Genomic DNA, 15,222 nt, shown 5'->3' on the forward strand with positions numbered 1-15,222 from the left:
GACTATTTAGATAACCAGACCATAATCATTCAAACTCCACACAATCAAAAAAGCAACATGACCAACATGTTGCTTTTTCTTATATTCTATTTTTAATGATTGCTAATACGTCTGCGACACTTTGGAGATGATCGATTTCTTCATCACTAATTTCGATTCCAAATTCATCCTCAACTGTTAGAATAAATTCCATCAAATCTACTGAATCAGCATCCAAATCATCCTTTAAGCTCAAGTTTTCGGTTACGACAAAGTCTTCTCCTTGACGCTCTTGAATGATGGTTACGATACGGTCAAAAATTTGTTGATCTGTCATATTATTCTCCTTATTCCCCTGAAAATTCACGCGCAGTTTGGGCAACTACATCTGTCTCAAGCATAGTACGAATCTGGCGTATTGTGCTATAGACAGCCTTGGCATCACTTGAGCCATGAGTCTTAACTACTGGTGCCTTAACACCAAACAAGACCGCACCCCCAACATCTGAATAGTTGAGCTGTTTTTTCAAACCTCTGAGATTATCCTTAAGAAGGAAAGCACCTAGCTTGGCTCTAAGGCCGCCACCTACAATAGCATTTTTAAGCAAGCCCATGATTCCCATAGCAGTCCCTTCAATAGCTTTGAGCACAGCGTTTCCCGTGAAACCATCTGTTACGACTACATCAGCAACACCATCCATCAAATCACGCGCTTCCACGTTCCCGACGAAATTCAAACTCTCGTCAGCCACTAATAGGTCATAGGCTTCCTTGCGGAGTGGATCTCCCTTGCTGCTCTCTGTACCGTTGTTCAGAAGGCCAATACAGGGATTTGCAATACCACGAACATTTCTAGCATAGAAGGAGCCTAGGACTGCATATTGATGAAGGTGATGGGCTGTATTTTCTGCATTGGCACCAAGGTCAAGCATGTCAAAACCTTTTCCATCAATAGTTGGCAAGGTTGACATAAGACCTGGTCGATCGATATTTTTGATACGACCAACGATGAAGAATCCCGCTGCCAACAAGGCGCCTGTATTTCCTGCAGAGAGAACTGCATCCGCTTCTCCATCTTTGACAGCCTTAGCTGCCAATACCATGCTAGCATTTTTCTTCTTACGGATGGCTTTTGTAGGCTCATCATCTGAGTCGATTTTTTCATCAGTATGGATAATACTAACGCGCTCTGTAGCTGTTAGATATTGCTTGATTTTGCTTTCGTCTCCGTAAAGTTGAATCTCAATATCTGAAAAGTCAGCAAGGGCTTGATTAACTCCCTCTACAATAGCTTGTGGTGCGTAATCGCCACCCATTGCATCAACTGCGATTTTTTTCATTTGTCTTCCTCTTTCAGTAGTTGTCCCCAGTCGGCTAGGGAATCAATAAATTTCTTTGATTTTAGGTGAATTCCAACATACTCTTCGTAAATCTGATCCATAAACTTGCGCAATTCTTCCTTGATTTCTGACTTCAGAGAAATAGTCTCTAGAGTGTCAAAATCAATGGCTTGAAATTGATTGAGCAGATAAGGAATATTGGGATTTAAATGACATCGTTTCTCATCTTCATGGTAATGATTGGGACAAAGACAACCCCCGTATTTAAAGGAGAAGTCAAAGGCTTGCCCCACACGATGACAAAAGGTACACTCATTAAAGTTGAGACTGATTCCAAAACGTGTCATTATTTGAATTTCAAAAATATTGGTCAAAACTTGATAATCCAGACCCTCTTCCATCAGCTCTAAAGTCTTTTGCAAAAAAGCAAATAAGGGAGCATCTTCTTGGTTATCCTGCAAACTCGCATCCGCCAAGGCTGCAACGTAAGTCGCATAAGCCATAACAAAGAGGTCACTATTGATTTTCGGAAAAGTCTTCACCTCATGATAATCTTCTATATAACTAAGTCCATCGTCATTGACTTTTAGGAGAAAATGGGCTAAGACTAAAGGTTGAATGACAGGAGCTAGTTTGGATTGGCCGGCGTGTTTGACAAAAAACATGCGCTTCCCTGCCTGTTCTGTAAAGATTTTAACAAGCTTATCATCCTCTCGAAAATTTCGATTGTAAAGTACTAAACCCTGACTCGTAATCGATTGAATCATGCTTCTCTCATGTACTCCTCAAGTCGTTTCATAGCTTCTCTGATGGTTTCCATGCTAGCTGCATAAGATAGGCGAACATAGCCCTCTCCATACTGACCAAAGGCAGCACCAGGAATAAAAGCAATAGCCTTCTTCTGGGCAAAATCCTTCAGAAAAGCAAAAGAATCTTGATTATAGCCTGCCGGAATCTTAGCAAAGATATAAAAAGCACCGTCCGGCTTGATGATTTCAAACCCAAGCTTAGTCATCTTCTCAATAATGTAGTCCCGACGTTGGATATATTCCTTCTTCATGGGTTCTGCATCGTTCTTACCAGCTGTCAATGCTTCCACCGCAGCATGTTGCGCCATGGTGTTTGCAGCAGTTACCAAATACTGATGACTCTTGATGAGTTGAGCTGTGAAGTTTGCTGGTGCAAAGATAAAACCTAAACGCCAACCTGTCATGGCATGGGATTTAGAAAGACCGTTAATGATAATTGCCTGATCTCTCAACATAGTCCCCAAAGATACATGATTTTCCCCTGTATAGGTCAATTCTGAGTAGACTTCATCACAGACTACGAAAATCTCATACTTACGTAAAACAGCTGCCAAGGCTTCTAATTGCTCGCGACTATAAGTAATTCCTGTAGGGTTAGCTGGATAGTTGAGAATAACTGCCTTGAGCTTGTCACCTTGCTCTAAAATCGCTTTTTCTAGCATTTCTGGAGTTAAGACAAAACCATTCTCAGTCGTATCAATCTCGACAATCTCTGCACCAACTAGATTAACTATTGGCTCATAGCCAGGATAGGCAGGAGCTGGCAAGAGAACCTTGTCTCCTTCCTCCAAAATAGCTGTCAGAGTAGCTGATAGAGCCTCTGTCGCACCAATTGTGACCAAAATTTCATTCTCTGGATTATAATCTAGCTGATATTTCTCTTTTACAAAATCACTCGCCGCCTGACGCAATGTCAACAAACCGCTCATCCCTGTATAGTAGGATTGATCTTGGTCAATGGCTCGCTTTGCAGCTTCCTTGACATGATCTGGCGTTGTAAAATCTGGTTCTCCCAAGGTCAATCGCAAGACACCAGGAATCTCTGAAATAGCCTGGTCAAATTGACGAATCAAGGAAACTTGTATCTTATCTAATTGTTTATTAAAGCGTTTGGTTAAATCCATATATATCCTCCTTGATCAAAGAACATATATCTATTATACTACAAAAGCTCTCTGACCGCAAAATTCCGTTAATTTACAACCTTATTCCTACTTTCTATTTTACTTTTCTGACAGATAAGATTATAATAAGGAGTATTTATTTTCGGAGGTTTTTATGTCATTTCTATCAAAAAATTGGGCAGGACTGTTAGCCTGTCTTATTATATCTATCATTTCTTGGGTTTTAGGAGGCTTTCTGCCTGTTGTGGGAGCACCTGTTTTCGCCATTTTTATCGGAATGATTCTCTACCCCTTTCTCACTCCCTATAAACAACTGGATGCTGGTTTGACTTATAGCTCCAAAAAATTGCTTCAGTATGCTGTTATCTTGCTTGGGTTTGGACTCAATATCTCACAAGTTTTCGCAGTTGGAAAATCTTCCCTTCCTGTCATCCTCTCAACTATTTCAATTGCTTTGATTATAGCTTTCTTTTTCCAACGCTTTTTTAACCTTGATACAAAGCTAGCTACTTTGGTTGGGGTAGGCTCTTCTATCTGTGGCGGTTCTGCCATTGCAGCGACTGCTCCTGTTATTCACGCCAAGGAAAAAGAAGTAGCCCAAGCCATTTCTGTTATCTTTTTCTTCAATGTCTTGGCAGCTCTTATCTTTCCAACTCTAGGTTCTTGGCTCCATCTTTCCAACGAAGGTTTTGCTCTCTTTGCGGGTACTGCAGTCAACGATACATCCTCTGTAACAGCCACAGCTAGCGCCTGGGATAGTCTTTACCAAAGCAATACTCTCGAATCTGCTACTATTGTCAAACTGACACGCACCCTGGCTATTATCCCTATTACTCTCTTCCTCTCCTACTGGCAGAGCCGTCAACAAGGAAACAACCAAGGAGTAAAGCTTAAAAAAATCTTCCCCGTTTTCATTCTCTACTTCATCCTAGCTTCTCTGCTAACTACTCTTCTCACATCTTTCGGTGTCAGCAATAGCTTCTTTTCACCTCTCAAACAACTCTCCAAATTCCTCATCATCATGGCTATGAGTGCTATTGGTCTCAAAACCAACCTCATTGCTATGATCAAATCCAGTGGAAAATCCATTCTTCTTGGAGCCCTTTGCTGGATTGCCATCATCCTGACTAGTCTTGGTATGCAAACACTCATCGGCATTTTCTAATACTCTTCGAAAATCTCTTCAAACCACGTCAACGTCGTCTTGCCGTACTCAAGTACAGCCTGCGGCTAGTTTCCTAGTTTGCTCTTTGATTTTCATTGAGTACAACATAAAAGGTAGCCCATCAGCTACCTTTTTATTGTTCAAGAATTAAACGTGTATGTTCTCTCTTAATACAACGGTTCATCACGATGTCATCGCATCCCCCAGCACGCAAGATTTCTTCTGCTTCCAAACTTTCAAGTCCTAGTTGTGCCCAGAAAATCTTAGCATCCGCCTTGAGAAAGTCTCGTGCTACATCAGGTAAAAATTCACTGCGACGATATACATTGACGATATCTACAGGGAAAGGAATTTCAGCTAGACTGGCATAAGCCTTTTCTCCCAAAATCTCGCTACCTGCAGCTTTAGGGTTAACTGGAATAATTTTATAGCCACGAGCCTGCATTTCTTTAGTCACTCGATTGCTAGTGGTTTCCTCACGATCGGATAAGCCTACTACAGCTAGAGTTTTACTGGTTGCTAGATACTGACGGACCACTCCATCACTTGGATTGATAAATTCTTGAGTCATAGAAACCCTCCTTTTCATCAGTATAGCACATTTTGAAAAGGCTTGCAGTTTTTGACTACAAAAAATTTCCTAGCAAGAGGAAAATCTGCTAGGAAACTCGTTTATTCAAGTGAAAGTTTAGATTTTTTTCTCGATACTAAATAATGGAGAAAGAGGACGTTTTTCATGGATACGTACAATCGCATCACCTAGGAGATGAGCGATAGAAATTTGTTCAATCTTATCAATTAAACGTTCTTCTGGAAGATAGATAGTATCCAAAACAACCAATTTTTTAATGGCTGATTTCTGGATATTCTCCATTGCTGGACCAGAAAGAACTGGGTGCGTACAACTTGCGTAAACTTCAACAGCTCCTGCTTCTGCTAGAGCATCAGCCGCATGACAAATGGTTCCAGCTGTATCAATCATATCGTCAATCAAGATACAAGTCTTACCTTCTACCTTACCAATGATATTCATAACTTCACTAGTATTCATCTTGTCTACACTACGACGCTTGTCGATAATGGCAATCGGAGTTTTCAAAAATTCTGCTAATTTACGAGCACGAGTCACCCCACCGTGGTCCGGGCTAACAACGACATAGTCGGAACCAACCATGCCACGACGCTCAAAGTAATCCGCAATCAATGGAGCACCCATCAAGTGATCCACCGGAATATCAAAGAAACCTTGAATCTGTGCAGCGTGCAAGTCGATTGTCAACAAACGATCTACACCAGCAACTTCAAGCATATTTGCAACGAGTTTTGCAGTGATTGGCTCACGCGCTCTTGCCTTTCTATCCTGACGTGCATAACCATAGTAAGGCATAACAACGTTGACAGATTCTGCACTGGCGCGCTTCAAAGCGTCAACCATAATCAAAATCTCAAGTAGATTATCATTTACTGGTGAGCTAGTTGATTGTAGAATAAAGACGTGTTTTCCACGGATCGATTCTTCGATATTAACTTGAATTTCTCCGTCTGAAAATTGACGAACAGTCGATTTTCCCAACTCTATCCCAATCTCTTGCGCCACACGCTCTGCCAATTCTCTATTTGAAGAAAGGGCAAACAGCTTTAAATCAGAAAAAGACATGATTTCCTCCGGTATTTATGTATCACTTGTGTTTTTCACAACATTTTTCCATCTACCATTGTAGCGCTTTTTTCTCGATTTTTCAATAAAAAATAAGACAAGAGTAGACTTTTATACTCTTATCTTATACTATCTTATATTAGTGATATCAAAGGTAAAACTTGTCAACCTTCTCATCCTACTTCATGCTACTTCAGAAGCTTTTAATTAGAAAGTTAGTATATCTCCCTCATACTACCTGTATCCACATCGTAAACAGCTCCTGAAATAATAACATCATCTGGAATTAAGGGGCATTCTCGCAGCAATTTCATATCCTCTCGAACACTCTCATCGATGTCTTGAAACGGTAAAAAGTCCTGCCCAGATACATCAACTCCCAATTCACATTTTAGGTGCTCTTGAAAATCCTCGTTATTGAAGGTTTGAGCCCCACAGTCTGTATGATGAAGAACCACAATTTCTCTTGTCCCCATTTGTTGTTGGGAAATTACAAGTGAACGAATCATATCCTCAGTCACTCGACCACCCGCATTCCGTAAAATATGGGCGTCTCCCAGAGCTAACCCCAGAGCTGGCGCAACGTGTAGACGCGAATCCATACAAGTTACGATTGCAACCTTTGTCTTGGGTTTAATGGATAAATGCAAATCTCCATGTAGTTCTACATAAGCTTGATTGGCTTTTAAAAAATTTTCAAAATAGGACATGACAACTCACTTTCTAGTCTGCCAGATAATTTGAACACCAAATTATTTATCTCCTATCTTACCATCTTTTCTTTGTCTTGTCAGCTGTCAACTTTCATATAAAAAACTGGGACAGAGACATCCAGCAACTAGCTTGGATTTCTGTCCTAGTTTTTTTAATATTATGAACCTTTTTGGATATACTTGTTAAGAGAGCCTGCAAAGCTCTGAAGATTGAGACTTTGTACATAGACCTCACCGGTACCTCGGAAGGTATTCACCACTCCTTCGCCTGTACCAATAGACTGCCAGAAACCATTTTCTAAGTGGATATTATAGTCTAAAGATTGACTCCAAGCTACCACATGGGCATTGTCGATGGTTATTTCTTGGTTTTGTAGCTCAATTTTCTTAATAGACCCAAAGGCATTGGCCAAAAGAGTTCCCTGACCTTGGGTTGTCATCACAAAGAGACCGCCTTGCCCTCCGAACAGAGCTTTCCCAATAGACTGGCGCTCCATTGTATAGGAAGCTGTACCATCAAGAGCTAAAAAGGCTCCATCATTCAATCGGTACTGCTTTTCGCCTAGCTCAAGAGCAATCACTTGACCAGGAGTATCTGGTGCTAAAGCAAGGTTTCCGTTGTCAGACTCTGCAACAGCTTGAGTGATAAAGGTACTTTCACCAGAAACCATTGAACGCCCTACAGCTTTGACAAAACGTCCCAAACCAGAACCGCTTGCATTAAGCTGGGTATTGAGACTTACATTAGGTGTGTGGTAGACCATGCTACCGCGCTGAATAAAGACCGTTTCCCCCTGATTGAGCGACAACTCTACCAAAGGAAACTGCATGTGACTGTCCATAGAAAATTTCATCAGAAATTCCTCCTTACTTTTAATAAATGTTTGCAATAAAATAATTAGTAATCTAAACCTGAGTAAAACGATTAGGAGAATACTTTTTTCAAGACTTCCTGAATAGTCGTCACCCCAATCACCTGAATTTCCTTAGGTGGTTTAATGCCAGTCAAAGAATTTTTGGGTACATAGATCTTTGTAAAGCCTAGTTTAGCAGCTTCATTGATCCGTTGTTCGATACGATTTACGCGCCGAATCTCTCCCGTCAAGCCCAACTCTCCTACAAAACATTCCTGAGGATTGGTTGGTTTGTCCTTGTAGCTCGAAGCAATAGCCACTGCAACAGCTAAGTCAATAGCAGGTTCATCTAATTTGACACCACCAGCTGATTTGAGATAGGCATCCTGATTTTGCAAGAGAAGCCCTGCACGTTTTTCCAAAACAGCCATAATCAAGCTAGCACGATTGAAGTCAAGGCCTGTCGTCGTACGTTTAGCATTTCCAAACATGGTCGGCGTCACCAAGGCCTGCACTTCCGCAAGAATTGGACGTGTTCCTTCCATTGTCACAACGATGGACGAACCAGTCGCTCCATCCAAGCGTTCTTCCAGAAACACTTCACTAGGATTAAGGACTTCAACCAAGCCACCTGATTGCATCTCAAAGATTCCAATCTCGTTGGTCGAGCCAAAACGATTTTTGACTGCTCTCAAGATACGGAAGGTATGGTGGCGTTCCCCTTCAAAGTAAAGCACGGTATCCACCATATGTTCCAACATTCGAGGTCCCGCCAAGGTTCCTTCCTTGGTCACATGGCCGACGATAAAGATGGCGATGTTATTGGTCTTGGCCAGCTGCATGAGTTCAGCTGTCACCTCGCGTACTTGAGAAACCGATCCTTGCACTCCAGAAATCTCAGGAGACATAATGGTCTGGATCGAATCGATGATAAGAAAGTCTGGTTGGATTCGCTCCACCTCAGCTCTCACGCTCTGCATATTGGTCTCAGCATAGAGATAAAACTCACTATCAATATCCCCCAAGCGCTCTGCACGGAGTTTGATCTGTTGAGCAGACTCCTCCCCACTGACATAGAGAACTGTTCCTACTTGAGACAACTGGGTTGATACTTGTAAGAGAAGGGTTGATTTTCCAATACCTGGATCTCCACCAATTAGGACGAGACTCCCTGGTACCACACCCCCACCGAGTACACGGTTGAATTCCTCCATCTCAGTCTTGGTCCGATTGACATTAATAGAAGTTACTTCAGCCAATTTCATAGGCTTGGTTTTCTCACCTGTCAAGGACACACGCGCATTTTTGACTTCTGCAACCTCAACTTCCTCCACAAAAGAAGACCAAGCTCCACAGTTGGGGCAACGTCCTAAATACTTTGGTGAATTATATTCACAATTTTGACACACAAATGTCGCTTTTTTCTTTGCTATGATTCTAATCCTCTCATTATAAAATCTCTTATTCTTTTCACGTCAGCAACTATCTTGTTTCAGAACAGTAAGCCCGCCATCATCCGCATGGACATAATACTGACCATCAGGGCTAAATCCAAAAATATAGGGTAAATAACTTTTATAGATTTGACTTCTATCTTCCTTATCTTTTTCCCAATAAATAGTTAAAATCGGATAATCTTCAGATTGGTCTTTATCCATTGTCACTCTGATGTCTTTGCCATTATCCAGAGGGAGGTTTCCACCGTATTGACCAGAGATAGGGATAGGTGAATCATATTCCTCACACATGGCTACTAACTCTACCTCATCGTAATCTCCGTCTATCGGTGTTACTTGCCCATTTTCGCTATCAATGATTGACATGTAGTCTGAAGAAATACAAAGAATTTTATGATAGGCATCAGGGAGAAATGCTAGGTAAAGAAATCCTCCAATACTAATCTCAAAAATCTTCTTATACCCTCGACAATTCTCGGCGGTAAAAGCTTGAAAATCCTTATAGCTCATTTCATTGTACCTCTTTCTATATCTCTATCTCACATTCAATCACTTGGCAAAAATCAATCTTCTCATTTGGTACAAACTGGCGCATGAGCATTCCGTGAGTTACAATGATAATAGTTTTATAATTTTTATATTTTTCCAAAGCTCTTAAAAAACGATGACGCATCTCTAGATCAGTTTCATAGCGATAAGGAGAATCTTCAGATAAAGATCCTTGATGTTTTAGATAATATTCATGAGCTACCAATACACTAGTTAAATCAGAGTTAGTGCCATCTAAGTCTGGACGCCACTCATGAAAAAACGGCTCTACAAATAAGTCCAATCCTGTTTCAACTGCTATATAATGTGCTGTTTCTAAAGCCCTCGTCACAGACGATGAAATAATAATCTCTGCCTTTCCAAAACATGCAGTTTTAGCAACTTCTTTTGCCAGACTGCGACCTTTTCCTGTCAATGGTGCTAAATCACGACCAAAACCACTATAGAGTTGCGGATTTTCAAGTTTATCAAGCATACTATAATCTGGCTCTCCATGACGTACAAAGATAATCTTCATATTAAGATCCCCGTAAAACTATCCAATCTTGATTCCGCAATCTTGCCACTGCTTCAGTGTTTTAGAGAATTTCTTCTGGTTGGCAACTCCGACAGCAGACAAATCGACAGAAACCTGATAATTCTCCTTAACAGCTGCCAAAATGGAAGCCTTGACACATCCATTGCCATCTACCCCTATAAACTCTATGCTTTTAGCACCGTTTCCCTCTAAAAAATCTTTTAAATCTGGATTAGTAAAGCAAGAAGCCCGACGCTTCTCAAAAATACGAGAAGATACAACCAGCAAGCCGGTCGCAAATTTCTTCTTTCTATCTTTTCTCTCCCAGAAAAAACGATTGAGAATATAGATAACTCGGTCGCTAGGATAGGTAGCAATTTTGTCATTTACAGTTGCAGTCAGTTCTTCATGATATGCTTTTCCTACAGCAACATAATCTGACTGCATGTCTACAACTAATAAATAGTCTGCCATTTTATTCCTCTATTTCCCTGTTGACCCAAATCCACCAGTCCGCACGCCGTCTGCCTCATCCCCATCTGCAATTAAGAAAGGAGCAAAGACAGCCTGAACTATACGTTCGCCAACTTCAAGGACGACTTCCTGATCGGTAATGTTTTTCATCTGAGCAAAAATATGGCCTTCATTTCCTGGATTGCCATAGTAGTCTCCATCAATGACTCCCACAGAGTTGATTAAAACTAGGCCTTTTTTGCGAGGGTTAGAGGAACGGTCATAAAGATAGAGCACTTCAGTCGGTTGCATATAGGCCTTAACACCCGTTGGGACGAGAACAATCTCTCCTGGAGCAATCACAGTACGTTCTGCAACCTTTAAATCATAACCAGCTGCGTGAGCTGTCTCACGCTTGGGCAATAAACTTTCATCTGTAAAACTAGAAACTAATTCAAAACCACGAATTTTCATATTTTCCCTCTTTTTAAATCTTATATTCTAGGCTATTTTATCTTATTTATTCGAAAAAAGCACGAAAAAAGAGCACACAATCCACATCGCTTAGGGCTGCTGGATTCCTCCCCTGACCCGCTTCACGCAGAACTGTTGCTCCACTAGTTATTATACCACATTCCCTTCTGTTTTTAAAGAGAAATTATTTTTTCCGTCGATTTCGGAAAAAGTCTTGCATAATCTCTGCGCACTCATTCTCTAAAACACCTGTTTCAACGTCCACACGGTGATTGAGCCTCTCATCTGTCAAAATATCGTACAAGCTCCCAGCGGCGCCAAATTTCTGGTTTTTAGCCCCGTAGACCACGTTTGGAATCCGTGCGAGACCAATTGCTCCACTACACATAACACAAGGCTCAATGGTCACAAAAAGCGTACAATCGAGCAAGCGCCAACTCTCCTCGCTCAAATTAGCATTCTCTATGGCCATAATTTCCGCATGCATGACCGCACGTTGCAACTCCTCACGTGCATTGTGTCCTCTCCCAATGACTTTTCCGTCCTTGACAATTACACAACCAATGGGGATTTCATCATGCTCTAAAGCAATCTCTGCCTCTTTTAATGCCTCTCTCATAAAAGCTTCTTTTTCTTCAAGCGTGTAATTCATCTCTTCTCTCTTCCTAGCTATCAATTCTATCATTATAGCATGTTTTCCTAGACAAAAAAAGAGCTCTATAATATTTGCAGAAACCAACTTTAGATAGTATTCAATCTCTGGTTTGTAGAAATAATGTTATAAAAAGAGTATAATGGTAGCAAAATTTAGAGAAACACTAGAAATCATGAACTGAGAGTAATGGAGACAACTGATACAGAATGTCCAGATCTGTCGGAAGATTTTTAACTATAAGTCTCCAAGAGATGATTATCTTGAGATTTAAATATTAAACAAGATGAAAGGGTAAATAATGAAATTAGAATTTTTACAGGATGAACCAAAACTTACCTTGATGTTTCCATATAAAGATACATTTAATAGAGTAGGGGGACCATCCATGATATCTATATCTGTTATGATTCTCTGGATTCTGAAGCGTCTGATGACTTACAATACTGATTTTGCAGACAAGATTGTTATGGCGGTAGCGCTGATTTATGCTCCCCTCCTTATATGGTTTATGGGGTATTATCTCTTCATAAATGGAGTAAAATTAGAAATTTATAAAAACAATATTGTTCAATATTATACCTATAGCAACAGAGGCCACAGCCTATTACATTATCAATTTGGACTTCAAGATATCGAACAAATAACCATTAAAAAGCGTCCTTTTAATTGCGTAAAGTTAAGCATAAAAATTAGAAATCCTATTTTTTTAGAAGGACATGAAAAAAAACTAAATAAGCTAGTCAGAGTCAGTATCATCACAGACAAACTAAAAGCAGATGCTTTTATGCACGAAATGAAGCAATTTCAAAGTGATAAATCAGATAATCAAGTAAGCTGATTCAGAAAAAATTCAAGTTTGTCTAACTTACAAATTCTCAAGAAAATAGTTTACTGAAGAGGCTGGGATCAGAAATCCCAACCTCATTTTTTCTTAGTTATGCGCCTTCGATATGATGGCAAATTGAACGATTTGTTGGTATTTGAGAATTCAAAAAGCTTCTTTTACCAAAACTTCTTTTCTCAATTCACAACTTTAACCAATTTACCCAAATGTTGAAACCTCACAGATCTGGTTGTACCAAATCGAGAGTTGGTCTAAAGATTTCTGTCCCACTGTTTTTTTCTTTGTCTTAAAAGTAAAGAAGCCACCTAAATATGACTTAAAAGCTGACAAAAAAAGCCACCGAATGCGGTGACTTTATAGGGAGATTATTATGAAAAAGAAAAGTTTAGGAAATTTGTTACAACAAGTTAGGAGGTCTTCTTGTAACTGTCTATAGTATATCCAACCTGTCTTAAACAAATCTTAAAAAATCTCCTATGACCAAACACTTTCTAAAATATTTGTCTGTTCACGACCAGGACCTACTGAGAATGTAGAAATACGAACACCCACCAATTCGCTAACACGGCGAACATAGTTACGTGCATTTTCAGGAAGGTCTTCCAAAGTACGTACTCCAGTGATATCTTCAGACCAACCAGGCAATTCTTCGTAGATTGGTTTACAACGTTTCAATTGTTCGAGACTAGCAGGGTAGTAATCAATACGTTGACCATCAAGATCATAAGCTACACAGATTTTTACTGTATCCAATCCACTCAAAACATCGATAGAGTTCAAAGAGAGATTTGTGATACCAGAAACACGACGGCTATGACGCATAACAACTGAGTCGAACCAACCTACACGGCGAGGACGCCCAGTAGTTGTCCCATACTCATGCCCCACTTCACGAATACGATCACCAACTTCATCAAATAGCTCAGTTGGGAAAGGACCATCACCTACACGACTTGTATAAGCCTTACATACACCGACAACTTTGTCAATCTTGCTTGGACCTACTCCAGAACCAATTGTCACACCACCAGCCACTGGGTTTGATGAAGTAACAAATGGATAAGTACCTTGGTCAATATCCAACATGACACCTTGTGCACCCTCAAAGAGAACCCGTTTACCATTATCAAGCGCGTCGTTCAAGATAACAGAAGTATCAGTCACATATTGCTTGATTTGTTGACCATACTCATAGTATTCTTCAAAAATATCATCAATTGAAATAGGTTCACTATCATACAATTTTACAAATTGACGATTTTTCTCAGCAAGATTGCGTTCTAAACGTTCACGAAAGATTTCTTTATCCAAAAGATCCGCAATACGAATTCCAACACGAGCGGCCTTGTCCATATAAGCCGGACCAATTCCTTTAATTGTAGTACCAATCTTATTATCACCCTTAGCTTCTTCTTGCAAGCGATCTAACTCGATATGATAAGGCAAAATAACATGCGCACGATCAGAAATTCTAAGATTATCTGTTGTAACACCTTCTTCATGCAAATAAGACAATTCTTTCACAAGAGATTTAGGGTTGACAACCATTCCGTTTCCAATTACAGAGATTTTTTCTGGGAAGAAAATTCCAGAAGGAATCAAGTGTAGCTTAAATTTCTTTCCATCAATCACAATCGTGTGACCTGCATTGTCACCACCTTGATAACGAGCAATCACCTCCGCATTAGCTGAAAGAAAATCTGTAATTTTCCCTTTACCTTCATCACCCCATTGGGTACCTACAACAACAACTGAAGTCATATTAAAATTTCGTCTGAGCCTAATGGCTCGTCCTTTCTCATATACATGGTGGGAATCTCACCCACAATTATATCTTACAATTTATTATAAGAAAAAAAGCTTATTTTATCAAGGATAAACACTAGAAAAGATTAGGGATTTCTTTTATTTTTAAATTGAAAAATAACAATTATTTAGCTTATTCTATATAAAATTGAATAATTTATTATTATTGTTCGTAAAAAATGAAAGAAAACTTATTTAAAATGAATAATTCAAATTCTGACCAAGCAAATAATTGAGATAAAGACGATATGCAGCTCTAAAGTGACAGAGAATAAAATCATTCTCACTCTTTATCCTAAAACGAATTAAGTAATATAATAAAAATTTTAGATGAAGTAATTCCCATTCATCATTACTTTGTAGAAAAAATGAATATTCTTCTTCGACTTGTTTTAGAAAAACTAAAGAACGATCGTAGTATTTTTGAAGCATATAAAAAACCTTTCTTATTGATAAAAAAAGTTTATCAGAAAAGGTCACTAAAATGAAAATAAATCCTATAAAGTTAGAATCAAAAGCTAAACTAACATAAAATAAACAAAATAGGCATTGATAGATACAAAAATAAAAGTTCTAAAAAAATTATAAAATAAAAAAAACGTTCCTTAGAACGTTTAAATACTCCGCCAGTAGGACTCGAACCTACGACATCATGATTAACAGTCATGCGCTACTACCAACTGAGCTATGGCGGATAACAGCTAAGCGACTTCCATATCTCACAGGGGGCAACCCCCAACTACTTCCGGCGTTCTAGGGCTTAACTTCTGTGTTCGGCATGGGTACAGGTGTATCTCCTAGGCTATCGTCACTTAACTCTGAGTCA

At 39.6% G+C, this 15,222-nt stretch carries 18 protein-coding genes, 1 tRNA gene, 1 rRNA gene and 1 other RNA gene; 2 read left to right on the top strand and 19 right to left on the bottom strand.

Going from position 1 to position 15,222, the window contains the following annotated elements; genetic code table 11:
* Window positions 1-79 precede the first annotated feature (79 nt).
* Genes QM857_RS05075 through QM857_RS05090 form a run of 4 tightly spaced genes read right to left on the bottom strand, consistent with a single transcriptional unit; the run spans window position 80 to window position 3,252 of the window.
* Window positions 80-316, bottom strand: coding sequence for an acyl carrier protein (locus QM857_RS05075; protein WP_414275270.1), 237 nt, complete (start codon window positions 314-316; stop codon window positions 80-82).
* 10 nt (window positions 317-326) lie between these two features.
* Window positions 327-1,319: a phosphate acyltransferase PlsX gene (gene plsX, locus QM857_RS05080; RefSeq protein ID WP_414272755.1), complete on the bottom strand. Its 993-nt coding sequence runs from the start codon at window positions 1,317-1,319 to the stop codon at window positions 327-329.
* Window positions 1,316-2,086: a DNA repair protein RecO gene (gene recO / locus QM857_RS05085; RefSeq protein WP_414259862.1), complete on the bottom strand. Its 771-nt coding sequence runs from the start codon at window positions 2,084-2,086 to the stop codon at window positions 1,316-1,318. Before recO ends, plsX begins: the two co-directional genes overlap by 4 nt.
* The gene (locus QM857_RS05090; RefSeq protein WP_414275271.1) at window positions 2,083-3,252 is read right to left on the bottom strand and encodes a pyridoxal phosphate-dependent aminotransferase; all 1,170 of its coding nucleotides are present in this window, start codon (window positions 3,250-3,252) and stop codon (window positions 2,083-2,085) included. Before QM857_RS05090 ends, recO begins: the two co-directional genes overlap by 4 nt.
* 154 nt (window positions 3,253-3,406) lie before the next feature.
* Here QM857_RS05090 and QM857_RS05095 point away from each other — a divergent pair, with 154 nt between their 5' ends.
* Window positions 3,407-4,417 carry a YeiH family protein gene (locus QM857_RS05095; protein WP_178894398.1) on the top strand — a complete coding sequence of 337 codons (1,011 nt, stop codon included), beginning with the start codon at window positions 3,407-3,409 and terminating at the stop codon, window positions 4,415-4,417.
* Window positions 4,418-4,550: 133 nt separating this feature from the next.
* Here the strand turns inward: QM857_RS05095 and QM857_RS05100 are convergent, their stop codons facing one another.
* From QM857_RS05100 to tadA, 11 genes are all read right to left on the bottom strand, one after another.
* Complete coding sequence (locus QM857_RS05100; RefSeq protein WP_414272752.1) at window positions 4,551-4,988, bottom strand: CoA-binding protein; 438 nt, start codon at window positions 4,986-4,988, stop codon at window positions 4,551-4,553.
* Window positions 4,989-5,105: 117 nt separating this feature from the next.
* Window positions 5,106-6,074 carry a ribose-phosphate diphosphokinase gene (locus QM857_RS05105; RefSeq protein WP_373076121.1) on the bottom strand — a complete coding sequence of 323 codons (969 nt, stop codon included), beginning with the start codon at window positions 6,072-6,074 and terminating at the stop codon, window positions 5,106-5,108.
* Window positions 6,075-6,289: 215 nt separating this feature from the next.
* Window positions 6,290-6,784, bottom strand: coding sequence for a beta-class carbonic anhydrase (locus tag QM857_RS05110; RefSeq protein WP_004250355.1), 495 nt, complete (start codon window positions 6,782-6,784; stop codon window positions 6,290-6,292).
* Window positions 6,785-6,945: 161 nt separating this feature from the next.
* Window positions 6,946-7,641, bottom strand: coding sequence for a TIGR00266 family protein (locus tag QM857_RS05115; protein ID WP_414272751.1), 696 nt, complete (start codon window positions 7,639-7,641; stop codon window positions 6,946-6,948).
* A 71-nt stretch (window positions 7,642-7,712) separates the two neighbouring features.
* Window positions 7,713-9,077 (bottom strand): DNA repair protein RadA, encoded by a 1,365-nt coding sequence (gene radA, locus QM857_RS05120; protein WP_080555149.1) that lies wholly within the window; start codon window positions 9,075-9,077, stop codon window positions 7,713-7,715.
* A 39-nt stretch (window positions 9,078-9,116) separates the two neighbouring features.
* Entirely contained in the window at window positions 9,117-9,608 is a 492-nt protein-coding gene (locus QM857_RS05125; RefSeq protein ID WP_414275272.1) for a hypothetical protein, read from the bottom strand.
* A 16-nt stretch (window positions 9,609-9,624) separates the two neighbouring features.
* Window positions 9,625-10,164 carry a histidine phosphatase family protein gene (locus QM857_RS05130; protein ID WP_414275273.1) on the bottom strand — a complete coding sequence of 180 codons (540 nt, stop codon included), beginning with the start codon at window positions 10,162-10,164 and terminating at the stop codon, window positions 9,625-9,627.
* An 18-nt stretch (window positions 10,165-10,182) separates the two neighbouring features.
* On the bottom strand, window positions 10,183-10,638 hold the full coding sequence (locus tag QM857_RS05135) for an isochorismatase family protein (protein ID WP_414275274.1): 456 nt from the start codon (window positions 10,636-10,638) through the stop codon (window positions 10,183-10,185).
* 9 nt (window positions 10,639-10,647) lie between these two features.
* Window positions 10,648-11,091, bottom strand: coding sequence for a dUTP diphosphatase (locus QM857_RS05140; RefSeq protein ID WP_414254200.1), 444 nt, complete (start codon window positions 11,089-11,091; stop codon window positions 10,648-10,650).
* Window positions 11,092-11,145: 54 nt separating this feature from the next.
* An RNA gene (gene ffs, locus QM857_RS05145) (signal recognition particle sRNA small type) lies at window positions 11,146-11,243 on the bottom strand.
* Between the two features lie 32 nt (window positions 11,244-11,275).
* Window positions 11,276-11,743, bottom strand: coding sequence for a tRNA adenosine(34) deaminase TadA (tadA, locus tag QM857_RS05150; RefSeq protein ID WP_004250346.1), 468 nt, complete (start codon window positions 11,741-11,743; stop codon window positions 11,276-11,278).
* A gap of 301 nt (window positions 11,744-12,044) precedes the next feature.
* Here tadA and QM857_RS05155 point away from each other — a divergent pair, with 301 nt between their 5' ends.
* Window positions 12,045-12,584: a hypothetical protein gene (locus QM857_RS05155; protein WP_414275275.1), complete on the top strand. Its 540-nt coding sequence runs from the start codon at window positions 12,045-12,047 to the stop codon at window positions 12,582-12,584.
* Between the two features lie 480 nt (window positions 12,585-13,064).
* On the opposite strand, the gene QM857_RS05160 is transcribed toward QM857_RS05155, so the two are convergent.
* The 4 genes from QM857_RS05160 to rrf form a co-directional block, all read right to left on the bottom strand.
* Window positions 13,065-14,351 (bottom strand): adenylosuccinate synthase, encoded by a 1,287-nt coding sequence (locus QM857_RS05160; protein WP_414272748.1) that lies wholly within the window; start codon window positions 14,349-14,351, stop codon window positions 13,065-13,067.
* A 240-nt stretch (window positions 14,352-14,591) separates the two neighbouring features.
* Window positions 14,592-14,828: a sigma(X)-activator ComW gene (gene comW, locus QM857_RS05165; RefSeq protein WP_303407641.1), complete on the bottom strand. Its 237-nt coding sequence runs from the start codon at window positions 14,826-14,828 to the stop codon at window positions 14,592-14,594.
* A gap of 189 nt (window positions 14,829-15,017) precedes the next feature.
* A tRNA-Asn gene (locus tag QM857_RS05170) sits at window positions 15,018-15,091 on the bottom strand.
* Window positions 15,092-15,096: 5 nt separating this feature from the next.
* Window positions 15,097-15,212, bottom strand: a 5S ribosomal RNA gene (gene rrf, locus QM857_RS05175).
* Between the last annotated feature and the right edge of the window lie 10 nt (window positions 15,213-15,222).

This window comes from Streptococcus infantis (genome assembly GCF_047463315.1).
Lineage (GTDB): Bacteria > Bacillota > Bacilli > Lactobacillales > Streptococcaceae > Streptococcus > Streptococcus infantis_AB.